General features: G+C 70.3%; 20 protein-coding genes and 1 riboswitch. Of the genes, 10 read left to right on the forward strand and 10 right to left on the reverse strand.

The features are described 5' to 3' along the window. Positions 1 to 7: 7 nt before the first annotated feature. A complete protein-coding gene (gene aroA / locus ACIQRL_RS20455) occupies positions 8 to 1,348 on the reverse strand; it encodes a 3-phosphoshikimate 1-carboxyvinyltransferase (protein WP_365733867.1) in 1,341 nt (446 codons plus the stop codon). A gap of 146 nt (positions 1,349 to 1,494) precedes the next feature. Continuing rightward, positions 1,495 to 2,226 (reverse strand): M50 family metallopeptidase, encoded by a 732-nt coding sequence (locus ACIQRL_RS20460; protein ID WP_401333107.1) that lies wholly within the window; start codon positions 2,224 to 2,226, stop codon positions 1,495 to 1,497. Positions 2,227 to 2,276: 50 nt separating this feature from the next. Between ACIQRL_RS20460 and ACIQRL_RS20465 the strand changes: the two genes are divergently transcribed. The 10 genes from ACIQRL_RS20465 to ACIQRL_RS20510 all read left to right on the forward strand — a co-directional run bounded on the left by ACIQRL_RS20465 (position 2,277) and on the right by ACIQRL_RS20510 (position 12,510). Next, entirely contained in the window at positions 2,277 to 3,098 is an 822-nt protein-coding gene (locus tag ACIQRL_RS20465; RefSeq protein ID WP_401333109.1) for an SOS response-associated peptidase, read from the forward strand. A 1-nt stretch (position 3,099) separates the two neighbouring features. After that, entirely contained in the window at positions 3,100 to 3,744 is a 645-nt protein-coding gene (locus tag ACIQRL_RS20470; RefSeq protein WP_401333111.1) for an alpha/beta family hydrolase, read from the forward strand. Between the two features lie 276 nt (positions 3,745 to 4,020). Beyond that, on the forward strand, positions 4,021 to 4,713 hold the full coding sequence (gene sigR / locus ACIQRL_RS20475) for an RNA polymerase sigma factor SigR (RefSeq protein ID WP_401333114.1): 693 nt from the start codon (positions 4,021 to 4,023) through the stop codon (positions 4,711 to 4,713). Beyond that, complete coding sequence (rsrA, locus tag ACIQRL_RS20480; protein ID WP_328448430.1) at positions 4,710 to 5,012, forward strand: mycothiol system anti-sigma-R factor; 303 nt, start codon at positions 4,710 to 4,712, stop codon at positions 5,010 to 5,012. Before sigR ends, rsrA begins: the two co-directional genes overlap by 4 nt. Positions 5,013 to 5,215: 203 nt before the next feature. Then, positions 5,216 to 6,574, forward strand: coding sequence for an HD-GYP domain-containing protein (locus ACIQRL_RS20485; protein WP_401333118.1), 1,359 nt, complete (start codon positions 5,216 to 5,218; stop codon positions 6,572 to 6,574). Beyond that, complete coding sequence (locus ACIQRL_RS20490) at positions 6,571 to 7,878, forward strand: HD-GYP domain-containing protein (protein ID WP_401333120.1); 1,308 nt, start codon at positions 6,571 to 6,573, stop codon at positions 7,876 to 7,878. Before ACIQRL_RS20485 ends, ACIQRL_RS20490 begins: the two co-directional genes overlap by 4 nt. A 153-nt stretch (positions 7,879 to 8,031) precedes the next feature. Beyond that, complete coding sequence (locus ACIQRL_RS20495) at positions 8,032 to 9,012, forward strand: tetratricopeptide repeat protein (RefSeq protein ID WP_401333123.1); 981 nt, start codon at positions 8,032 to 8,034, stop codon at positions 9,010 to 9,012. A 59-nt stretch (positions 9,013 to 9,071) separates the two neighbouring features. Continuing rightward, positions 9,072 to 9,722, forward strand: a complete 651-nt coding sequence (def, locus tag ACIQRL_RS20500) for a peptide deformylase (protein ID WP_401333125.1) — start codon at positions 9,072 to 9,074, stop codon at positions 9,720 to 9,722. A gap of 341 nt (positions 9,723 to 10,063) precedes the next feature. Then, the gene (gene cyc1 / locus ACIQRL_RS20505; protein WP_401333396.1) at positions 10,064 to 11,143 is read left to right on the forward strand and encodes an epi-isozizaene synthase; all 1,080 of its coding nucleotides are present in this window, start codon (positions 10,064 to 10,066) and stop codon (positions 11,141 to 11,143) included. Continuing rightward, positions 11,140 to 12,510 carry a cytochrome P450 gene (locus ACIQRL_RS20510; RefSeq protein ID WP_401333127.1) on the forward strand — a complete coding sequence of 457 codons (1,371 nt, stop codon included), beginning with the start codon at positions 11,140 to 11,142 and terminating at the stop codon, positions 12,508 to 12,510. Before cyc1 ends, ACIQRL_RS20510 begins: the two co-directional genes overlap by 4 nt. Positions 12,511 to 12,630: 120 nt before the next feature. On the opposite strand, the gene ACIQRL_RS20515 is transcribed toward ACIQRL_RS20510, so the two are convergent. The 8 genes from ACIQRL_RS20515 to ACIQRL_RS20550 form a co-directional block, all read right to left on the reverse strand. After that, entirely contained in the window at positions 12,631 to 13,089 is a 459-nt protein-coding gene (locus ACIQRL_RS20515; protein ID WP_401333130.1) for a hypothetical protein, read from the reverse strand. Between the two features lie 141 nt (positions 13,090 to 13,230). Then, on the reverse strand, positions 13,231 to 15,321 hold the full coding sequence (locus tag ACIQRL_RS20520; RefSeq protein ID WP_401333132.1) for a putative Ig domain-containing protein: 2,091 nt from the start codon (positions 15,319 to 15,321) through the stop codon (positions 13,231 to 13,233). A 470-nt stretch (positions 15,322 to 15,791) separates the two neighbouring features. After that, positions 15,792 to 16,826, reverse strand: a complete 1,035-nt coding sequence (locus ACIQRL_RS20525) for a ribonucleotide-diphosphate reductase subunit beta (RefSeq protein ID WP_401333135.1) — start codon at positions 16,824 to 16,826, stop codon at positions 15,792 to 15,794. Continuing rightward, a complete protein-coding gene (locus ACIQRL_RS20530) occupies positions 16,826 to 19,207 on the reverse strand; it encodes a ribonucleoside-diphosphate reductase subunit alpha (protein WP_401333137.1) in 2,382 nt (793 codons plus the stop codon). Before ACIQRL_RS20530 ends, ACIQRL_RS20525 begins: the two co-directional genes overlap by 1 nt. 133 nt (positions 19,208 to 19,340) lie before the next feature. Beyond that, positions 19,341 to 19,490, reverse strand: a riboswitch (cobalamin riboswitch). A 52-nt stretch (positions 19,491 to 19,542) separates the two neighbouring features. Then, complete coding sequence (locus tag ACIQRL_RS20535; RefSeq protein ID WP_401333140.1) at positions 19,543 to 20,061, reverse strand: GNAT family N-acetyltransferase; 519 nt, start codon at positions 20,059 to 20,061, stop codon at positions 19,543 to 19,545. A 101-nt stretch (positions 20,062 to 20,162) separates the two neighbouring features. Beyond that, positions 20,163 to 21,773: a monocarboxylate uptake permease MctP gene (mctP, locus tag ACIQRL_RS20540; protein ID WP_401333142.1), complete on the reverse strand. Its 1,611-nt coding sequence runs from the start codon at positions 21,771 to 21,773 to the stop codon at positions 20,163 to 20,165. Continuing rightward, positions 21,770 to 22,045: a DUF3311 domain-containing protein gene (locus tag ACIQRL_RS20545; RefSeq protein ID WP_401333145.1), complete on the reverse strand. Its 276-nt coding sequence runs from the start codon at positions 22,043 to 22,045 to the stop codon at positions 21,770 to 21,772. The genes mctP and ACIQRL_RS20545 overlap by 4 nt, the downstream gene beginning before the upstream one ends. A gap of 254 nt (positions 22,046 to 22,299) precedes the next feature. Next, the gene (locus ACIQRL_RS20550) at positions 22,300 to 23,064 is read right to left on the reverse strand and encodes a GntR family transcriptional regulator (RefSeq protein WP_401333147.1); all 765 of its coding nucleotides are present in this window, start codon (positions 23,062 to 23,064) and stop codon (positions 22,300 to 22,302) included. Positions 23,065 to 23,239: the final 175 nt, after the last annotated feature.

The raw sequence follows: 23,239 nt of genomic DNA on the forward strand, positions 1-23,239 counted from the left end.
CCGCCCGTCAGTTCCCGAGCATCCCGGTCCACAGGTCGGGGAAGTCGGGCAGGGTCTTCGCCGTCGTCGCCACGTTCTCGATCTGGACGCCCTCCACCGCCAGCCCGATGATCGCGCCGGCCGTCGCCATGCGGTGGTCGTCGTACGTGTGGAAGATGCCGCCGTGCAGCCGGCGCGGCCGGATGTGCAGGCCGTCGGCGGTCTCGGTGACGTCGCCGCCGAGTTCGTTGATCTCCTTGGTGAGCGCGGCCAGCCGGTCCGTCTCGTGCAGCCGCAGATGGGCCACGCCCCGCAGGGTGGAGGGGGAGTCGGCGAGAGCCGCGACCGCCGCGATGCCCGGGGTCAGCTCACCGACCTCGCCCAGGTCCACATCGATACCGTGGACGGCACCCGAACCGGTGAACTCAAGGCCGCGCTCGGTCAGTTCGCAGGAACCACCCATCTCGGTGAAGATCTCCCGCAGCCGGTCGCCGGGCTGGGTGGTGTGGGCCGGCCAGTCGGGGATCACGACCGTGCCACCGGTCACCAGCGCCGCCGCGAGGAACGGCTGGGCGTTCGACAGGTCGGGCTCGATGATCAGGTCGCGGCCGAGCAGGGCGCCCGGCGTCACCCGCCAGACGTTCGGCTCGCCGCCCGACTCCGGGGTGTCCACCTGGGCGCCGACGGCGCGCAGCATGTCCACGGTCATCCGGATGTGCGGCATCGACGGGAGCGTCGAGCCGGTGTGGCGGACCTCGACGCCCTGGTTGAAGCGCGGGGCGGAGAGCAGCAGGGCGGACACGAACTGCGAGGACGAGGACGCGTCGATCTCCACCGGGCCGCCGTCCAGGGCACCGCCGCCGTGCACCGTCAGCGGCAGCGCGCCGCGGGCGTCGTCGTCGATCCGGGCGCCGAGCAGGCGCAGCGCGTCGATCACGCCGTGCAGCGGACGCTCGTACGAGCGGGGGTCGCCGTCGAAACGGATGGGGCCGTCCGCGAGGGCGGCCACGGGAGGCAGGAAGCGCATGACCGTGCCGGCGTTGCCGACGTCGACCGTGGCCGGGCCGCGCAGGCCCGAGGGGATGATCCGCCAGGCCTCGCCCGAGGCGTCGGGGCCCGCCGCGACCGTCGAGCTGGAGGCGACCGTCTCCTCGATGCCCACGCCCATCGCGCGGAGCGCGCCGGCCATCAGCAGGGTGTCGCGGGAGCGCAGCGGGCGGCGCAGCCAGCCCGGCTCGGAGGCCAGCGCGGCGAGGACGAGAGCGCGGTTGGTGACCGACTTGGACCCCGGCACGTGAACCGTCGCGTCGACGGCTCCGCTTGCGTGCGGGGCTGGCCAGAGGGCGGTGTGGGCGGGGTTCACGGTCATGCGCCCCACTTTAGTGGCAGGGCGCCGGACAGCCGCGGGTCCGTCACCGCCGGTGGCACCCGGGCCGGGAAGCCGGCGCATGGTGCCCGAGGACCGGCCGGACGGTCGCGGCGCAGCTCAGCGGCCCTCCGGGCGACGTCCGCCGCTCACAGTCCCAGCAGCCAGCGCCCGCCGCCCATCAGCGAGCACAGCGACACGGCGTGGAACAGGAACAGCCACAGCCCGGCCGGTACGTGCGTCAGCCGCGAGAGCTGGTCCGCGTCCGAGTCGCCCGCGCCGCCCCGCATCCGCTTTGCCTGGAGTTCGAACGCCGGGCGGACGCCGCCGAGGAGCAGGAACCACACCACGGCGTACGCGAACGCGGCCTGCACCTGGGGTCCGGTGAGCCAGGACACCACGAGGAAGGTGCCGCCGGTGAGGATCACGGTGAGCGCGCCGTACGCGTTGCGGATCATCACCAGCATGGCTATCAGCAGGGCCGTGGCCACCCACAGCAGCAGGGTGATGCGGCCTGCGCCGAGCAGCGCGGCGCCGCCGAGGCCGAGCAGCGGCGGAGCGGTGTAGCCCGCCGCCGCCGTCAGGATCATGCCGAGGCCGGTCGGCTTGCCGCGGCTGACCGTGAGACCGCTGGTGTCGGAGTGCAGCCGGATGCCGCTGAGGCTGCGCCCGGTGAGCAGGGCGACCAGGCCGTGGCCGCCCTCGTGCGCGATGGTGATGGTGTTGCGGGAGACGCGCCAGACGCCGTGCGGGACGATCGCCGCGAGGGCCGCGACCATGGTGGCGATCACCACCCACAGGTCGGGGTCCGGCTGCGTGCCGGACACCTGGTCCCAGAGGGAGGTGAGCGAGGCCAGCGAGGAGGAGGCGGTGCTGTCCATTGTCGGCGGTGGCTCCCTTTTGTGACGCGGAATCTGGCAGTGTTGCACGTATGTGCGGACGGTATGCGGCCAGTCGTGGACCCGAGGATCTCGCAGGAGTCTTTGAGATCGAGCAGTGGGACCGGGATCCCGAGGAGACCCTGGCCCCGGACTACAACGTGGCCCCGACCAAAGAGGTCTACGTCGTCCTCGACCGCCCTGTGAAGGACGCGGACAGCCCGAGGCCGGTTCGCCAGCTCCGCAGGCTCAAGTGGGGACTCGTCCCGTCCTGGGCCAAGACCCCCGAGGGCGCCGCCAGGATGATCAACGCGCGCGCGGAGACGGTGCACGAGAAGCCCTCGTACCGCCGCGCCTTCGCCGCCCGCCGTTGCATCGTCCCCGCCGACGGCTACTACGAGTGGGTCACCGGCAGCGCCGAACGCGAACTGGAGGTCGAGGGCAGGAAGAAGCGGCCGCGCAAGCAGCCGTACTTCGTGACGCCCGCGGACGGCTCGGTCTTCGCGATGGCGGGACTGTACGAGTTCTGGCGGGACCGGACGCTGCCGGACGAGCATCCGCTGGCCTGGTGGGTGACGTGCTCGGTCATCACGACCGAGGCGGAGACGGCACCGCTGGCGGTGGCCCCCGCCGAGGGCCCGACCGTGCTGGCCGACATCCATCCCCGGATGCCCCTGATGCTCACCCCCGACCGCTGGGACCACTGGCTCGACCCGTCCCGCACGGACCCCGGCGAACTCCGTGACCTGCTCGCGCCCCCGCCGACCGGACTCATGCGCGCGTACCCCGTCTCCACCATGGTCAGCAACGTCCGCAACAACGGAGCGGAGCTGCTGAAGGAGCTGGCCGGGCCCGAGGAGGGCACACTCTTCTGACGTGACAGAGATCAGCAGCGCGAGCGAGACCATCGAGACCGACGCCGGAACGGCCCGTGTCACCTGGCACCGGGCGGCGAAGGCGCGGCTCGTCCTCGCCGTCAGCCATGGCGCGGGCGGCGGTATCGGGGCCCGGGACCTGATGGCGCTCGCCGAGGCACTGCCCCCGCACGGCGTGAGCGTCGCGCTCGTCGAACAGCCCTGGCGGGTCGCCGGGAAGAAGGTCGCCCCGGCGCCGAAGACGCTGGACGTGGGCTGGCGGGGGGTGTGGCCGGCGCTGGCGAGGCCCGGACTGCCCGTCGTCTCCGGCGGCCGGAGCGCCGGTGCCCGCGTCGCCTGCCGGACCGCGACCGAACTCGGTGCCGCCGCCGTCCTCGCGCTGAGCTTCCCGCTGCACCCGCCGGGAAAGCCGGAGAAGTCCCGCGCTCACGAGCTGCTCGGCGCGGGGGTGCCCACGCTCGTCGTCCAGGGCGGCAACGACCCGTTCGGGAAGCCCGAGGAGTTCCCGCCGGGCTCGTACGAACTGGTCGAAGTGCCCTACGGAGATCACGGCTTCGCCGTTCCGAAGCGGGCTCCGCTCGGCCAGGAGGAGGCGCTGAAGGTCGTCACCGACGGCGTCGTGCGGTGGGCCGCGTCACTCGGGTGACACGCGGGAATGCAGAGTGACGGACTTCTGTTGTGCCGAGCAGACAGCACGGAGAGTGCTGCACTGTTCGTACGAGAGGAAGTCCGCCGCATGGGTTCGATCTTCTGCCCGAGCCGCAGCAGCCGCGCTGACCTGGACTGGACGGTGCTGCACGCGGGCAAGAACGCCCCGATTCGGGCGGCGGGCGGACAAGAAGTACATCCCTCCCCGACCGAAGGTCGTCTATCCTCCGATTCCAGTGGGACCGGTCTCGGTCTCGCTACGTCGCTGGAGGAGGTGGGTCCGGTCACTGGGACCGACGCAGGGACCGAAAACGGCCAGGCGGAGCAGCCCGAGGGCCAGGGCACGAGCGAGGCGTCGGCGGAAACATCCGCCGAGCGCACCGCGCGCTTCGAGCGGGACGCGCTCGAATTCCTCGACCAGATGTACTCGGCCGCCCTGCGCATGACGCGCAACCCGGCCGACGCCGAGGACCTGGTGCAGGAGACGTACGCCAAGGCGTACGCGTCCTTCCACCAGTTCCGCGAGGGCACCAACCTCAAGGCGTGGCTGTACCGCATTCTCACCAACACCTTCATCAACTCGTACCGCAAGAAGCAGCGCGAACCCCAGCGCAGCGCGGCCGAGGAGATCGAGGACTGGCAGCTCGCGCGTGCCGAGTCGCACATGTCGACGGGACTGCGTTCCGCCGAGTCGCAGGCGCTCGACCACCTGCCCGACTCGGACGTCAAGGAAGCGCTGCAGGCGATCCCCGAGGAATTCCGCATCGCCGTCTATCTCGCGGACGTAGAAGGCTTTGCGTACAAGGAGATCGCGGACATCATGGGGACACCCATCGGAACGGTGATGTCCCGGCTGCACCGGGGGCGTCGCCAACTGCGCGGCATGCTGGAGGACTACGCCCGTGACCGCGGGCTGGTTCCCGCCGGCGCCGGAGAGTCGAACGAAGCGAAAGGCTCGGGCTCATGAGCTGCGGAGAGCCGCACGAGACGGATTGCAGTGAGGTACTCGATCATCTCTACGAGTTCCTCGATCATGAGATGCCGGACGCGGACTGCACCAAGTTCGAGGTCCACTTCGAGGAGTGCTCCCCGTGCCTGGAGAAGTACGGCCTCGAACAGGCCGTCAAGAAGCTGGTCAAGCGGTGCTGCGGCCATGACGACGTGCCCACCGATCTGCGGGCCAAGGTCATGGGCCGCATCGATCTGATCCGCTCCGGACAGGCCGTGCCCGAGCACGATGTGACCGCGACGGCCCAGGAGTCCTGACTCCCGGCCCAAGGTGCTCCCCGGCGCTCCTCAGCCCTCCGGCGCGAGGGCCGGTCTCCGGCGAAGACACTCCGTTTATCACCCGAACGTGCTAATCCGCGGGCTCGGTGCCCGCGGATTCGTTCATACCCGTCCCCGCCCCCTTCCTCCCGTCCTAGGCTCCGAGCCTGAGATCAGGGGAGGTACGGGGGAGGTACGGGGAGATGGGTTCGGTTCCGGCGTGGGCCCGTGCGTACGTGGCCTGTGTCGTCCTCATGGCTGTCGCCTGCCTCGCCCCTCTGCCGCACCTCCGCGTTCCCTGGGGGATCGTCGCGCTGCTCGCCGTGCTGTACGCGGGCTGCGAGCGCGTCACGCTGCCGCCCCGGCCGCGCGGCACCGGCGCGCCCGGCGGCGAGACCACCCAGGGGATGGGCACCTTCCTCCCTGTCCTGCTGGCCGGGGCCTTTCTGCTTCCGCCGCCCGCCGCCGCCCTCGTCGCGCTGCCCGGGGCCCTGCTCGCCCGGGTCGAACAGCGCCCGCGCGGTCCGCGCCGGATCTGGCGCGCGGCCCAGCTCGCCGTCGCCGTCTGGACCGCCTCCCGGGTGTACGGGGGACTCGGCGGCCGGGACGCGCTGGTCACCCCCGACTTCCCCTACGCGCTGGTGCCCGCCGGGGCCGCGGTGCTCACCTTCTGCGCCGTGCTCGGCGTCCTCGACGGCGGGATCCTGGCCCTGGCCGAGCGCGTGCCGCCGCGCGGTGCCTGGCACGGCCTCTTCGCGCGCTCGCTGGCACCCGTCGCCGTGCACGGTCTCGCCGGACTGATGATGGCGGTGCTGTGGCGCAGCCCGTACGGGCCCGTCGCCGCGCTCCTCGTCCTGCTGCCGATGTACGTGTCCTGCTGGGTCTTCGCCCAGTACCACCGCGAACGGGCCGCCCACCAGGCCACCATCCGCGCCCTCGTCCAGGCCGTCGACATCAAGGACGGCTACACCCGCGGGCACAGCGAGCGGGTCGGCCAGGCGTCCGTGATGATCGCCAGGGAACTGGGCATGCACGACGAGCGCGTCGAGGTGCTCCGGTTCGCCGGCATCCTGCACGACGTCGGCAAACTCGGCGTCCCCACGCGGCTGCTGCGCAAGGACGGACCGCTGACCCCCGAGGAACGGCGGATCATCGAACTGCATCCCGAGTACGGGCACGAGATGGTCCGCGGAATCGGGTTCCTCGGCGAGGCCCGCTCGGCGATCCTGCACCACCACGAGCGGCTGGACGGGAGCGGATATCCGTACGGGCTGACCGGGTCGCAGATCCCGGAGTTCGCCCGCGTGGTGGCCGTCGCCGACGCGTTCGACGCCATGACGTCGACCCGGTCCTACCGCAGGGCCCGCCCGGTGCCGGCGGCTCTGGAGGAACTGGCGCGGTGCGCCGGGGTCCAGTTCGACCCCCGGATGGTGCGGGCGCTGACGCGGGCGCTCGGCCGGCACGGCTGGCATCCCGCGGTGACCGCGGACCTGGCGCCGACGCCCTTACAGGGACTGCCGCCCGCGTATCCGTCCGGCACCGTCGGGCGGAAGGCGCCATGAGCACCGCCACCCCGCGGCGCGGAGTCCCCGCCCGTTCCGACCGTTCCGCCCGTCTCCCGTCGGCCGGGAGAGTCCCGGCCACGCTCACCGCGGTGCGCTCCGCCGCCCTGCTCGTCGCGCTCCTCGCCCTCGGCGTCACCCTCTGGGACGGAATCGACGAACGCGGTACGGCGCTGGCCTTCGGCGTTCTCATCGCCGTCGGCGAGCTCGCCCGGTGGAGCGGGGCCGAGGAGCGGGAGTCCGCGCCTCTCGGAGCGGCCGGAGCCCTGGCGTACGCGCTGCTCGGCGAGAACGCCGGGCACCGCACCGGCCACGGCGTCCTCCAGGTCGTCGCCGTCGTCGTGGCGGCGGCGCTGATCGGCTGCGTTCCGCACGTGGCACAGGGACACGGACCGACGCCGGACCACCTCGCCCGCCGCGTCCTCACCGTCGCCTTCGCCGCCGTCTGCTTCCAACCCCTCTACGACCAGGGCAGGTTGCTGGAGTGGGGCGGCCCCGCCCAGGCCCTGCTGCTTGTCGCGCTGCTGGTCCTCACCACCCTGTGCGACGCCGTGCTCGCGGCCGCGACGGCCCACGCGCGGACCCGCTGGCCGTTCGGGCCGCTGCTGCGCGACGAACTGCGGGCCACCCTCGGGATCGGTTCGGCCGTGTGCGCGACCGGGGCCGTCATGTCGCTCGCGGTCGCGGTGGTCGGACTGTGGGCGCTGCCCGTCTTCTCGCTGCCGCTGCTGCTCACCCAGCTCTCCTTCGGGCGGTACGCGGCCGTGCGGGTCACCTACCGGCAGACGATCGCCTCGCTCGCGCGCGCGACCGAGATCGCCGGGTACACACCGGCCGGGCACGCCCGGCGGGTGGCCGCCCTCAGCCGGGCCGTCGGCCGTGAGCTGGGCCTGTCCGAGCCCGACCTCACCGTCCTCGAGTACGCGGCGCTGATGCACGACATCGGGCAGCTCAGCCTGGTCGACCCGGTACCGGCCGGCGCCACCGCCGCGCTCCCGGCGGACGAGCAGCGGCGGATCGCGCTGCTCGGCGGCGCCGTCGTCCGGCAGACCGGCGTGGACGCCGAGGTCGCCGTGGTGGTGGAGCGGCAGGCGGACCCCTACCGGGACCAGCCCGTCACCGCGCGCATCGTCCGGACCGTCAACGCATACGAGGAGATGGCCCGGGAAGCAGGGGCCACAGGGCCGCTGACCGCCCTGGAGAAGCTGCGGCTGGCCACCGCCCGCGACTACCAGCCCGAGGTCGTGGAGTCGCTGGCCCGGGTCCTGTCCCGACCCGGTCTGACCCTGCCCTGGGCTGGGTAACCCATGGGTAATGAGCGGTCGTCCGAAGGTACGTGGTTGGATGCGAGGAAGAGGGTGCCAGGGGGCACGGGCCGGCCCGGGGCCGCACTGCCTTCAAGGAACTCTTCGAACGACCGGCAGGCGGGAAGCGCAAAAAACTGGCAGGCGGGAATCGTGAGGATCTTCGGCAAGGGACGACACCGGCCCTCCGCCTCATGGCGGCAGGCCACCGACCGTGCGTTCACGCTGATCGGCGACGGCCGGTACGAGGACGCGGGAGCGCTGCTCACCCGCGCCGCGGACCTGGAGCCCTGGCTGTCCGAGTCCTGGTTCAACCTGGCCCTGCTGCACAAGTTCCGGCACGACTGGGAGCAGGCGCGGGCCGCGGGTCTGCGGGCCGTCGCCCTGCTCGACCGGGAGACCGGCGCACCCGACTGGTGGAACGTCGGAATCGCCGCCACCGCCCTGCAGGACTGGCCGCTGGCCCGCCGTTCCTGGCAGGCGTACGGGCTGCGGGTGCCCGGCGGCGCCGCCGTCTCCGGTGAGCCGGCGGGCATGGACCTCGGCAGCGCGGCCGTCCGGCTGTCGCCCGAGGGCGAGGCCGAAGTGGTGTGGGGGCGCCGGCTGGACCCGGCCCGCATCGAGGTGCTGTCGATCCCGCTGCCGTCCTCCGGACGCCGCTGGGGCGAGGTCGTGCTGCACGACGGCGTTCCGCACGGTGAGCGGACCACCGCCGCCGGGCACGCCTACCCGGTCTTCGACGAGATCGAGCTGTGGGCCCCTTCGCCGGTGCCCACCTGGGTCGTCCTGCTGGAGGCGGCCACCGAGGGCGACCGGGACGCGCTGGAGCAGCTCGCCGCCGACGCCGGCTTCGCCGCGGAGGACTGGTCGTCGTCCGTACGGCTGCTGTGCCGGATGTGCTCCGAGTCCCGGATGCCGTCCGACGAGGGCGACGAGGAACACCTCGACCCGCACGACCACAGCGAGCCGGGGCACCCGGGTCCGCTCGGGCATCGCACCGACGGACAGTTGTGGGTGCCCGAGCGGGAGTGCGGGCTCGCGGCGCCCGCCTCGCTGGTGCGCGGCCTGCTCGACGGCTGGGTCGCCGACAGCCCGGACTCCCGTGACTGGCGGGATCTGGAAGAGGTCTGCTGAGCGCCCCTTTAGGCTGTAGTGGCAGAAAGTTCAAAGGTCTGAGGAAGGCGTACGTCGTCATGGCGCAGCAGGACACCGATCAGCAGCACGTGGGCGTGCTCCCCGTGGACGACGACGGGTTCGTCATCGACACCGAGGACACCGAGGAGCGTGAGGCGGCCTACCGCGAGCGCGGTGCCTCGCGGCCGATCACGGTGGTCGGGAACCCGGTGCTGCACAAGGAGTGCAAGGACGTCACCGACTTCGGCGACGAGCTGGGCCGGCTGGTCGCGGACATGTTCGCCAGCCAGCGCACCGCCGAGGGCGTGGGCCTGGCCGCCAACCAGATCGGCGTCGACCTGAAGGTCTTCGTCTACGACTGCCAGGACGACCAGGGCGACCGGCACGTGGGCGTGGTGTGCAACCCCAAGCTGGTCGACCTGCCCGCCGAACGGCGCCAGTTGGACGAGAGCAACGAGGGCTGCCTCTCCGTGCCGACCGCCTACGCGCCACTGGCCCGCCCCGACTACGCCGAGGTCACCGGGCAGGACGAGAAGGGCAACCCGGTCAGGGTGCGGGGTACGGGCTACTTCGCACGCTGCCTCCAGCACGAGACGGACCACCTGTACGGCTACCTGTACATCGACCGGCTCTCCAAGCGCGACCGCAAGGACGCGCTGCGGCAGATGGCCGAGAACGAGCCCCGCTACGAGACCGTGGCGAACGGCTGAGCCACCGCCTCGCCGGGCGCCCCCGACGCCTGTGACATAAATTGACCGGCGTGACGCGCGGTCTCTCGTGGGTCCACTCGAACGGTGCTTGGGCAGGTGATCCTCCTGACCAGGCACCGTTCGCATGTACGTCGTACGTTCGATCCCCTGTGCTCCTTCAGTGATCCAGAATCAGTCACACAAGGGGATATTCTCGGCATGGTCAGGTAGTCAGTGGGCCAAATCCGTTCCCAGAACGGTCAGTTGTGGTGCTGAATGGGAAGTGCGGGGATACGCAACGGCGCGCGCCCGGCACGGGTGGAGGGGTGTGACGTCAACAGGCGGCTGAGAGGGGTTTGTTCGTGCATGCTTTCTCATACGGCTCTTCATCGACAGCGCTCGCGGTACCACCGGCGCTCTCTCTCCCGGTGATCGAGTCCGAGTTTCCCCGTCAACTGCATCCGTATTGGCCCAAGCTCCAGGAGAACACCAGGACCTGGCTCCTCGAAAAACGGCTGATGCCCGCGGACAAGGTCGAGGAGTATGCCGACGGCTTGTGCTACACGGACCTCATGGCGGGCTACTACATTGGCGCCCCCGACGAGGTCATGCAGGCGATAGCGGACTACAGCGCGTGGTTCTTCGTCTGGGACGACCGGCACGACCGCGATGTCATCCACGGCCGGGCGGACGCCTGGCGGAGGCTCAGGTTCCGGCTGCATGCGGCACTCGACGCCCCCAGGGACCATCTGCACCACCGGGATCCCCTGGTCGCGGGCTTCGCTGACGGCATGGTGCGGCTGTACTCGTTCCTCGGCGAGAACTGGAACAAACGGTTCGCACTCCACTTCCACGCGGTGATCGAGGCGTACGACCGGGAGTTCCGGAACCGCACCTCCGGAACGGTTCCCACGGTCGCTGAATACCTTGAACTCCGTCGGCTCACTTTTGCGCACTGGATCTGGACCGACCTTCTGGAACCGAGTGCGGGGCAGGAAATCCCGGCCACCGTACGCATGCATCCGGCATTTCGGCGGGCGGCGCTGCTCAGCCAGGAATTCGCCGCCTGGTACAACGACCTCTGTTCGCTGCCCAAGGAAATAGCGGGCGACGAGGTCCACAATCTCGGAATCAGTCTTATTCACCATCAGGGGCTGACACTCGAAGAGGCCGTCACCGAAGTGAGGCGGCGGGTGGAGGAATGCATCGAGCAATTCCTCGTCGCCGAGAAGGATGTGTCACGGCTCGCCGAATTACTCGACGACGGCACGGTCCGGGGAAAAGCGACGAGCGCCGCCGTGAGGGCGTGCCTCGGAAACATGCGGAACTGGTTCAGCTCCGTGTACTGGTTCCACCACGAGTCGGGCCGGTACGCGGTCGACAGCTGGGACGACCGCTCCACACCCCCGTACGTCAACAACGAAGCGGCAGGTGAGAAATGACCGTCGAGTCCGTACGACCCGAGGTGTCCGAGGCGGGGGAGCTGTCCGTCCCGCCCCTCGCCGGAGGCGGGGTGCCCGTTCTCGGGCACGGCTGGAAACTGGTCCGCGACCCGCTGGGCTTCCTCGCCCAGCTGCGCGACCACGGCGACGTCGTCCGGCTCAGGATGGGCCCCAAGACGGTGTACGCCGTCACCACCCCCGCGCTCACCGGGGCACTGGCGGTCAACCCCGACTTCGAGATCGGCGGCCCCCTGTGGGAGTCGCTCGAAGGACTGCTGGGCAAGCAGGGTGTCGCCACCGCCAACGGGCCGCAGCACCGGCGCCAGCGGAGGACCATCCAGCCCGCGTTCCGGGCCGACATCATCCCCGAGTACGGCCCGATCATGGAGGAGGAGTCGCGGGCGTTCGCGGCGCGCTGGGAGGACGGCGGGTCCGTCGACTGCACCTCCGAGTCGTTCCGTGTCGCCGTCCGTGTCGCCGCCCGCTGTCTGCTGCGCGGCCGGTTCATGGACGAGCGCGCCGAACGTCTGAGCCTCGCGCTCGCCACCGTGTTCCGCGGCATGTACCGGCGCATGGTCATACCCGCGGGGCCGCTCTACAGGCTCCCGCTTCCCTCGATGCGCGCATTCGACCGCGCATTGGCCGATTTGCATGCGCTTGTCGACGAGATCGTCGACGAACGACGTGCATCTGGTCAAAAGCCGAACGATTTGCTGACGGCATTGCTGGAAGCGAAGAACGACGACGGCGACCCCATAGACGAACAGGAGATCCACGACCAAGTCGTCGCGATACTCACTCCCGGCAGCGAAACCATCGCGTCCACGATCATGTGGTTGCTTCAAGTGTTGACGGAACATCCGGAACAGGCGGACAAAGTGGCCGCAGAGGTCCGATCCGTCGCAGGAGACCGACCCGTGGGATTCGACGACGTCCGGAAGCTGTCGCACACGAACAATGTCGTCGTCGAAGCGATGCGTTTACGCCCCGCCGTATGGATATTGACGCGGCGCGTGGTGGCCGAAACCGAGCTGGGCGGCTATCGCATTCCGGCCGGAGCCGACATCGTCTACAGCCCCTACGCCATCCAGCGCGACCCCCGGTCGTACCAGGAGCACCTGGATTTCGATCCCGACCGCTGGCTTCCGGAACGCTCCAAGGACATCCCGAAGTACGCGATGCGCCCCTTCAGCGTGGGCAACCGCAAGTGCCCGAGTGACCACTTCTCGATGGCTCTGCTCTCCCTGATCACCGCGACCGTGGCGTCCCGGTGGCGCTTCGACCACGTGTCCGGGTCCAACGACGCGACCCGCGTCGGCATCACCCTGCGGCCCCACGAGCTGCGGCTGAAGGGCCGTCCTCGCTAGGGCTCCCGGGCGGCCGGGCGGGTGCGTGTCCGTCCGGCCGGTGTCCGGCCGGTGTCCGGCCGGTACGTCCACCGGCGCACGTTCAGGCCGCCCTCGGGCCCCTGAACGTGCGCCGCGGTCTCACGCCTTCGGCACGACCACGGTGACCGTCCACTCCTGAAGGCCGTCGCAGGACACCCGGGCCGGATCGCTCGGACACAGCGGCCGGGACGAGGTCAGCCGGACCGTTCCCGCCGAGACCGCCCGGTAGGCGGCGGACGCGTCGCCCGGCTGGAGGACGATCCCGCTGTTGGTGGCCTCCAGCCCGGTTCCGGCGGTCTTCACGGGCGCCCAGGGCCGGCGGGTCGTGCCGTCCAGGGAGACACGGATCGTCCCGCCCGGCGCCAGACAGTACGTGTGGCCGGTGTCGGCGGCGCCCAGTTCCCCCTTCGCCGTGGCGCAGTTCGGGTGGGACGGGGTGGGGGACGGCGACACGGTGCCGCTGCCGCCCGCGCCGCCTCCGCTCTGGGTACCGCAGCCCGCGAGGAGCAGGGTCAGAGCGGCGAGGGCGATGGTCCTGGTGTGAGTCGTTCGACGCATGGGGTGGCCTCCTTGCGGGTTGGACGTGCCACCGGTGGATCAGGATCCATCCCCGAGCGCGACAGTGCCCCGGCCGCCGAGGCGGGACCGGGGCACTGCCGCGGGTCGGGCCGCCGCGGCGGCCGGAGACCCTGACGCGGGTCAGCTGGTCGTCAGGGCGGTGTCGTCCACGACGAAGCTGGTCTGGAGCGAGGAGTCCTCGACGCCGCTGAACTTCAGCGTGACGGTCGAACCGGCGAAGGAGGACAGGTCGAAGGTCTTCTGGGCGTACCCGGTGGCCTTGTTGAGGTTGGAGTAGGTCGCGAGCGTGGTGGAGCCCGCGGTGACGGTGAGCTTGTCGTAGGCCGAGGTGGTGCTGGTCTCGGCCGTGTCGATGTGCAGGTAGAAGGTGAGCGAGGCCTTGCAGCCGGACGGGATGGTCACCGACTGGGAGAGCGTGTCGGTGTGGGTCGAGCCGTAGCCGTCGAGCCAGGCGTCGTACGAGCCGCCGTGCGTGGCCTCGCCGGTGTCATTGGTGATGACACCGCTCGTCTCGCTCCACACGGTGGCGCCCGACTCGAAGCCCTGGTTGCCGAGGAGCTGCGCCGAGGTGCAGGTGCCGCCGCCCGAGGTGCTGACGGTCCAGGTGAACGAGGCCGAACCGGAGGCGCCCGTGCTGTCCTTCGCCGTGACGGTGACCGCGTAGGTGCCGGCGGTGCTCGCGGTGCCGGAGATCAGCCCGGTCGAGCTGCTGATCGACAGACCGGTCGGCAGCCCGGTCGCGCTGTACGTGAGGGTCGCGCCCGCGCTGTCGCTCGCCGAGATCTGCAGGCTCGCCGAGCCGCCGGTGGCCGTGGACTGGCTGCCCGGGTTGGTGACGGTCACGGTGTTGCCGGTGCTGGTGCCCGAGGTGAAGGCGGTCGTTCCGTTGGGGGTGCCCCAGCCGGTCGGGCCGTCGTAGCCGGTGGCCGCGGTGCAGAAGTAGGACGTGGTGCAGGAGCCGTTGTTGCCGCTCGTCACGTCGTACAGGTTCGAGGTGTGGGAGTACGGGTACTTCGCCGGATAGTCGGCCGAACCCGGGGTGCCGGCCAGCGCGTACACGCCCGCGATGATGGGCGACGAGGCGCTGGTGCCGCCGTAGACCGCCCAGCCGGAGCCGCCGTAGGTGTCGTAGACGGCCACGCCGGTGGCGGGGTCGGCGACCGCGGAGACGTCGGCCTCCATGCGCTTGGTGCAGCCGGTGTCGGTCTGCCAGGACGGCTTGGCGTCGTAGGCGGAGCAGCCGGAGCCGGTGCCCTCGGTGCTGCTGGTCTTCCAGACCGACTCGGTCCAGCCGCGCGTGCTGGAGGAGGTGCTCAGCGCGGTGCCGCCGACGGCGGTCACGTACTGGGAGGTCGCCGGGTACTCGGCGCCGTAGGCGGAGTCGCCGGAGGAGACGGTGATGGCGACACCCGGGTGCTTGAAGTACGAGGTGTCCTCGCTGGTCTGCGAGGAGGACTCGGAGCCGCCCCAGCTGTTGGAGACGAACTTCGCGCCCAGCGTGACCGCTTCGTTCTCGGCGATGCCGAGGTCGGAGTCGTTCGCGGAGCTGGCCTCGACGAGGATGATGTTGCAGTTGGGGCAGACGGCGCTGACCATGTCGATGTCGAGCGCCTCCTCACCCGCCCAGCCGGTGTCGTTCGTCGGCAGTGACGTGGTCGAACCGGTCTGGCTGACCTGCTTGAAGCAGCCGCTGGCCACGGTGCAGGCGGACAGGCCGAACTGCGAGCGGTAGGTGGCCAGGTCGGAGGCGGCGTTGGGGTCGTTGTAGGCGTCGACCACGGCGACCGTCAGACCGGAACCGCCGGTCGAGGGCAGGTTGTAGGCGCTGTGCAGGTTGGCCGGGCTGAGGCCGGACACCGCGGCGGCGGCGTCGGGGGAGACCTTGGCCGCGAGCTTCTGTGCGATGTCGGTGCGGCGCTGCGCGAAGCACGACATCTGGCCGGGCTTCGTCGCCTCGGCGCACAGGTGCTTGGTCGCGACCTTCTGGCCGGCCCTGCCGGTCGCGTGGACCGCCTGGCGGGCGGGATCGGTGAGGGCCCCGGCGTTCTGGGTGGCCCGGGAGACGTGGGGGGTCGGCGCGGGCTGGGCGTCCGCGGGAGGAGCCGCGGCGAAGCCGGCGAGGCCGAGGGCCAGGGCGGGGAGGGCGGCGGTGAGGAGTCTTCGCAGTTTCCGGGCGGGTCTGGCGGAGGGTATCGGGCGCTGGGAACGCATGGGGGTGTCGCCTCCATCGGTTCGAGGCCGGTGCCGCTCGGGCCGGGGTAGGGCCGTACGCGACGCCATAGCCGGAAGTGGGGGTTTCTCGGCGCTCTGAACAGGCGGACCTGTGACGCGCGTAGCGCGACCACGGGGAGGTGGTCAGAAATGCGTCATGGGCATGCCAATTCAGTCGTCCCGATCTGCCGAGGTGCGCGGCATGAGGGGACGGCCAGAACCTAGCCGGGGTGAACGACGTGCGAACAGCCGTGCCGGAAGAACTTTGCCGCTCCATGGACGGGGATTGGCCCGGTGATTGGAGGCGCGGGGGCAGTACGTGACGAAAGCCGGGCCGCACAGGGCGGCCCGACTCTCATCACTGACGAACAATCAGAACACGTAGGACACTCAGGACACTCGGAACACTCGTAGCGCTCAGGGCACTTGGAGCACTTGGAGCACCAGCACCCTCGGAACGTTCGGACCGGTCAGAAGTCCTCGTCGAGGTCGACCGTGCCCTCGACCGCGACCTGGTACGCGGACGGCCGGCGCTCGAAGAAGTTGGTCAGCTCCTGGACACCCTGGAGCTCCATGAACGAGAAGGGGTTCTCGGAGCCGTACACCGGCGCGAAGCCCAGCCGCTGAAGGCGCTGATCGGCGACGCACTCCAGGTACTGCCGCATCGAGTCGGTGTTCATGCCCGGCAGACCCTCACCGCACAGGTCGCGCCCGAACTGCAGCTCGGCCTCGACGGCCTCGCGCAGCATGTCGGTCACCTGCTCCTGGAGCCGGTCGTCGAAGAGCTCAGGCTCCTCCTTGCGGACGGTGTCGACGACCTCGAAGGCGAAGCTCATGTGCATCGTCTCGTCGCGGAACACCCAGTTGGTGCCGGTGGCCAGGCCGTGCAGCAGACCCCGGCTGCGGAACCAGTAGACGTACGCGAAGGCCCCGTAGAAGAAGAGCCCCTCGATGCACGCGGCGAAGCAGATGAGGTTCAGCAGGAAACGGCGGCGGTCCGCCTGGGTCTCCAGCCGGTCCAGCTTCTCCACCGAGTCCATCCACTTGAAGCAGAACTGCGCCTTCTCGCGGATGGAGGGGATGCTCTCGACCGCCGCGAAGGCCGCCGTGCGGTCGTCCGGGTCGGGCAGATAGGTGTCGAGCAGCGTCAGATAGAACTGGACGTGCACGGCCTCCTCGAAGAGCTGACGGCTCAGGTAGAGCCGCGCCTCGGGGGAGTTGATGTGCTTGTACAGCGTCAGCACCAGGTTGTTCGACACGATCGAGTCGCCCGTCGCGAAGAACGCGACCAGCCGGCCGATCATGTGCTGCTCACCCGGCGTCAGCTTCGCGAGGTCGGCCACGTCCGAGTGGAGGTCGACCTCCTCGACGGTCCAGGTGTTCTTGATCGCGTCCCGGTAGCGCTCGTAGAAGTCCGGGTAGCGCATGGGACGCAGGGTCAGTTCGAAGCCCGGGTCGAGGAGGTTCTTCTCGGACGCGGCCTTCTCGGTGGTGGTGTCGCTCATTACTGGCAGGCCTCGCAGGACTCGGGGTTTTCCAGGGAGCAGGCGACGGCGTCGGGATCGGCCGCCTGCTGGACGGGGATGATCTTCTCGGGCTGCGCCTGGGCCTGGGCCGCGCGGGCGATGCGCGTCGCCGGGCGGGAACGCAGGTAGTACGTCGTCTTCAGGCCCGACTTCCAGGCGTACGAGTACATCGAGGAGAGCTTGCCGATGGTCGGCGTCTCCAGGAACAGGTTCAGCGACTGGGCCTGGTCCAGGAACGGGGTCCGGGCGGCGGCCATGTCGATCAGGCCGCGCTGCGGGATCTCCCACGCCGTGCGGTACAGGTCGCGGACGTCCTGCGGGACCCAGGTGAAGCCCTGCACCGAGCCGCTGGAATCACGCAGCGCCTCACGGGTCTGCGCGTCCCACACACCGAGCTTCTTCAGCTCGGCCACCAGGTACGAGTTGACCTGGAGGAACTCGCCGGAGAGCGTCTCGCGCTTGAACAGGTTCGACACCTGCGGCTCGATGCACTCGTAGACGCCCGCGATGGACGCGATGGTGGCGGTCGGCGCGATGGCGAGGAGCAGCGAGTTGCGCATGCCGACCGCCGCGATCCGCTGCCGCAGGGCGGCCCAGCGCTCCGGCCAGTTCAGCTCGACGTCGAAGTGGTCCGGGTGCAGCACGCCACGGGCGGTACGGGTCTTCTCCCAGGCGGGGAGCGGACCGTTGCGCTCGGCCAGGTCCGCGGAGGCCTCGTAGGACGCGAGCATGATGCGCTCGGCGATCCGCGTGGACAGCGCGCGGGCCTGCGGCGAGTCGAAGGGCAGCCGCAGCTTGAAGAAGACGTCCTGGAGACCCATCGCGCCGAGGCCCACCGGACGCCACTTGGCGTTGGAACGGCCCGCCTGCTCGGTCGGGTAGAAGTTGATGTCGACGACGCGGTCGAGGAAGGTCACCGCGGTGCGCACGGTCTCGTCGAGGCGCTCCCAGTCGATGTCGTCGCCGACCACGAACGCGCCGAGGTTGACCGAGCCCAGGTTGCAGACCGCCGTCTCGCCGTCGTCCGTGACCTCCAGGATCTCGGTGCACAGGTTCGAGGAGTGGACGGTGTGGCCGGGCTCCGCCGTCTGGTTGGCGGTGCGGTTGGCGGCGTCCTTGAAGGTCATCCAGCCGTTGCCGGTCTGCGCGAGGGTGCGCATCATGCGGCCGTACAGGTCGCGGGCCGGGATGGTCTTCTTGGCGAGGCCCGCCTCCTCGGCCTTGCGGTACGCGGCGTCGAACGCGTCGCCCCACAGGTCGACCAGCTCGGGCACGTCCGAGGGGGAGAAGAGCGACCAGACGCCGTCCTCGTTCACCCGGCGCATGAACTCGTCCGGGATCCAGTGCGCGAGGTTCAGGTTGTGCGTACGCCGGGCGTCCTCACCGGTGTTGTCGCGCAGTTCCAGGAACTCCTCGATGTCGGAGTGCCAGGTCTCCAGGTACACCGCGGCCGCGCCCTTGCGCCGGCCGCCCTGGTTCACGGCGGCGACCGAGGCGTCGAGCGTCTTGAGGAACGGGACGATCCCGTTGGAGTGCCCGTTGGTGCCGCGGATCAGCGAACCGCGCGACCGGATCCGGCTGTACGACAGTCCGATGCCGCCCGCGTGCTTCGACAGGCGTGCCACCTGGTGGTAGCGGTCGTAGATGGAGTCCAGCTCGTCCAGCGGGGAGTCCAGGAGGTAGCAGGACGACATCTGGGGGTGCCGCGTACCGGAGTTGAAGAGCGTGGGGGAGGAGGGGAGGTAGTCGAGGCGGCTCATGAGCCGGTAGAGCGCGGCGACTTCGTCCACGGAGCGGGCCGTGTCGTCCTCGGCGAGACCGGAGGCCACCCGGAGCATGAAGTGCTGGGGCGTCTCGACGACCTTGCGGGTGATCGGGTGCCGGAGCAGATAGCGGCTGTGCAGCGTGCGCAGCCCGAAGTAGCCGAAGCGGTCGTCGCCTTCGGTGTCGATGAGCGCGTCGAGGCGGGCCGTGTGCAGCCGGACGAACGCGGCCGTGCGGTCGGCGATCAGACCCTCGCGATGGCCGACGGCGACCGACTCGGAGAAGGTCGTGACGCCCTGGGAGGCGGCCTCCGCGGCGATGCTGATCGTGAGCAGGCGGGCGGCCAGCCGGGAGTAGGCGGGGTCCTCGGAGATGAGACCCGCGGCCGCCTCCGTGGCCAGTTCGCGCAGCTCGGCCTCGTCGGCGCGGGCGGACCGGCCGCGCAGCGCCGCGGCGGCGACCCGGCCGGGGTCGGCGTCGGTGAGGTCGGCGGTGAGATCGGTCAGGGTCCGCAGCAGCGCGGTTCCGGGACCGTCGGTCTCCACCCGGGCCTGCTGCGCGGTCACTGAAGCCGGATCGGCTGGCGCGATGGTCACGTGGGGATCTCCCTCGCTCGGCACGGGGCCCGGCGGGGGAGGAGCGGGGCACACGGGAGCGCTTCAGGGCAGCACGCACCGCGTCCACCGGCCCATTCCGCGAGGCCCGGACGTCGTCGGCACCCGGGCCGGACGGCCGGGGCGCGCTGTCGGCAGGTCCTCGGACTGACGCGAGTACGGGCACGCCGAAACGCGAACACGCACAAGTACACCGTTGCGGGACAGTTCCGGATTTGCACCGGATTCCCCTGCGGCGACAGCGACCATGAGCATACATCTTGTGCCGGGCTCCGGGAGTGCCCCCACATGTTGTGTCGGGTCGGTGTCCGCGAGCACTACGGAGCGTGCTGGAGTGCCAACTCGTAGGTGAGCAGCCGGATGTCGTCGAGCCCCGGAAGCGGGTTCCAGTCGCGGTCGGGGGTGCGGGTGAAGCCCAGGCGCTCGTACACGCGGTGGGCGCTGTGCATGGAGCCCTGGGTGGACAGTACGACGCGGGTACAGCCCTCCACGGCCCGTGCCCGCTCGACGCAGGCGCGCACGAGGGCTTCCCCGGCACCCCGGCCCCGTGCCTCGCGCGCGACCGCGAGCATCCGGAGCTCGGCCTCCCCGGCGCGGGCGAAGTCCGCCATGGGGCTGCCGTCCGCCACGAAGGTCACGCTGCCGAGCACCCGGGCCCCGTCGACGGCGACCAGTACATCGGCGACGGCCGCGCGCCCCGCGACGTCCCGCAGTTTCTCCAGGTACGCGTCGCTCTCCCCGAAGTCGAGCAGCTCGTCCCCGAGATAGACCCGGGCCGCGATCTCGCCGACGGTGGGGTACTCCTCGGGCCGTGCCCGCCTGATGACGATGTCCATGCGGGCGAGTGTGCCCGAGCGGCACGGCGACGGGCCGCCGGTTTTCCTCCGGCGGCCCGTCGTACGGCGCTGTCGCGTCGTTCGTTCCTGGTTCCCGATGGCTAGTGGCTCGCGTCCGCCGTGGCCGGCGGGAGCTCCGTCTCGACTCCGGGGTCTCCCGCATCGGCCGTGTAGTCCTCGGGCGAGGTCTCGTCGACACCGTCCGGGGCCTTGAACGCCCTGAGGGCGAAGGTGAGGACGACGGCCACCGCCACGTTCAGGACGAACGCCGTCAGGCCGAGGTAGCCGATCTCCCCGATGCCGGGGATCTCCTTCGAGCTGCCGCCGAAGTGCTTCTGGGTCGGCGAGGCCACCCCGTAGGCGGCGATCGTGCCGTAGAGCATGCCGACCGCCCAGCCGCTCAGCAGCGCCCAGCGGTGGAACCAGCGGGTGAACAGTCCGCCGACCAGCGACGGGAAGGTCTGCAGGATCCAGATGCCGCCCAGCAACTGGAAGTTGATCGCGACGGTCCTGTCCATGGTCAGGACGAAGACCAGCGCGCCCAATTTCACCAGGAGCGACACCAGCTTGGAGACCTGGGTCTCCTGGCGCGGGGTCGCGGCCGGGTTGATGAAGTCCTTGTAGATGTTGCGGGTGAAGAGATTCGCGGCCGCGATCGACATGATGGCCGCCGGGACGAGCGCGCCGATGCCGATCGCGGCGAAGGCCACACCGGCGAACCAGTCGGGGAACATGTTCTCGAAGAGCTGGGGGATGGCGAGCTGGCCGTTGGTGACCTTCACGCCGGCCGCGATCGCCATGAACCCGAGCAGGGCGAGCAGGCCCAGCATCAGCGAGTACAGCGGCAGGATCGTGGTGTTGCGGCGGATCACCTCCCGGCTGCGGCCGGACAGCGTCGCGGTGACCGAGTGCGGATACATGAACAGCGCCAGCGCCGAGCCGAGCGCGAGGGTGGCGTACGTCCACTGGCCCGCCTCGGCGGGGACGAGTCCCCCGGCGCCCGCGGCCGTGTACTTGGCACTCGCCGCCTTGAAGATCTCGTCGAAGCCACCCAGCTTGATCGGGATGTAGATGATGGCCACCGCGATCACGATGTAGATCAGGGTGTCCTTCACGAATGCGATCAGGGCCGGGGCCCGCAGACCCGAGGAGTAGGTGTACGCGGCCAGCACGCCGAAGGCGATGAGGAGCGGCAGGTCCTTGACGAACCAGTTGGTGCTCTCGCCGCCGCCCACGCCCATCACGTCGAGGACGGCCTGGATGCCGACCAGCTGGAGCGCGATGTACGGCATGGTGGCCAGGATGCCGGTGACGGCCACGGCGAGGGACAGGCTCTTGGAGCCGAAGCGGCCGCGCACGAAGTCCGAGGTGGTCACATAGCCGTGCTTGTGGGAGACCGACCACAGGCGGGGCAGGAACGTGAAGATGAGCGGGTAGACCAGGATCGTGTACGGCACGGCGAAGAAGCCAGCCGCGCCCGCCGCGTAGACCGCCGCGGGTACGGCGACGAAGGTGTACGCGGTATAGAGGTCGCCGCCGAGCAGGAACCAGGTCACCCAGGTGCCGAAGGACCGTCCGCCCAGGCCCCATTCGTCGAGGCTGTGCTCGTCGGCCGCTCTGCGCCAGCGCGCGGCCAGGAAGCCCATGACCGTGACGGCCAGGAAGAAGAAGACGAAGACGCCGAGGGCGACGCCGTTCACACCGTCGTTCATGCGCCGGCACCTCCCGTGGCGGAGGCAGAAGCGGAGGTGCGGCCCCGCTGGTCATGCCGCCACAGCAGGTACGCGGTCACGGTCAGCACCGTGGACAGGGGCACCCACATCAACTGGTACCAGTAGAAGAACGGGATGCCGATGAACGCCGGGCCGGTCTTCGTGTAGGAGCCGACCCACAGCATCGCCACGAAGGGCGCGAGCAGACAGAGGGCGATCACCACACGTACCGGTGTCACCACCGGTGGTTTCACTTCGGGCAGGTCTGACATAGGGCGACTCCGTCCCCTCATCGATCACCTGGGTAACGCGCAGGCAATCTAGGGGATGGTTCCGCTTTGGGGAACCCCACCTCGGACGGCGGGTGTGGAGGGTTCGTGTCGGTGCGCACGGCGCGCTCAGCAGGTGCGGAACCCCCGGAGCGCTTGCGGCGCCTGACGGTGCGTCCGGGACCGCCGGGGCGGCGGGGCGCCGCGCGCGGATCCGGGAACGGATGCCCGGTACCCGCGCGCTACCCCCGAACGGCTCAGTCCTGCGGGCGCTTGAGGCGGGCGACGAACTTGTAGCGGTCGCCCCGGTACACCGACCGCACCCATTCCACCGGCTCGCCCTGCCGGTCCAGCGAGTGGCGGGAGAGCATCAGCATGGGCAGGCCCACGTCGGTGCCGAGCAGTCCGGCCTCGCGCGGGGTCGCCAGCGAGGTCTCGATGGTCTCCTCGGCCTCGGCGAGATGGATGTCGTACACCTCGGCCAGCGCGGTGTAGAGAGAGGTGTACTTGACGAGCGACCTGCGCAGGGCGGGAAAGCGCTTGGCGGAGAGGTGGGTCGTCTCGATGGCCATCGGCTCGCCGCTCGCGAGGCGCAGCCGCTCGATGCGCAGCACCCGGCCGCCGGCCGAGATGTCGAGCAGGCCGGCGAGGGTCTCGTCCGCCGTGATGTAGCCGATGTCCAGCAGCTGCGAGGTGGGTTCGAGGCCCTGGGCGCGCATGTCCTCGGTGTACGAGGTCAGTTGGAGCGCCTGGGAGACCTTCGGCTTGGCGACGAAGGTGCCCTTGCCCTGGATGCGTTCGAGACGGCCCTCGACGACCAGCTCCTGAAGGGCCTGCCGCACCGTGGTGCGCGAGGTGTCGAACTCGGCGGCGAGGGTCCGCTCCGGCGGTACCGGCGTACCGGGCGGCAGTGTCTCCGTCATGTCGAGCAGGTGCTTCTTGAGGCGGTAGTACTTGGGCACGCGCGCGGTACGGATGGGCGCCCCACCCTCGTTCTCCGCACTGCTGACGTCGGTGCTCATGCTCTGCCTTCCCGGCTCCGGATGCCGAAGCGACCGACATGTCGACGGCCACGGCTCACATCGTGGCACGGCTTTCCGCGCGAGTGTCCCCCGCACGCTCCGTGATCCCCTCTATATACCGTCGGCGTACCTGTTGGTCTAGTCCATCGTGCGCAGACGGTGGTACCGGCGGCGG

The organism is Streptomyces sp. NPDC091209, assembly GCF_044757755.1.
Lineage (GTDB): Bacteria > Actinomycetota > Actinomycetes > Streptomycetales > Streptomycetaceae > Streptomyces.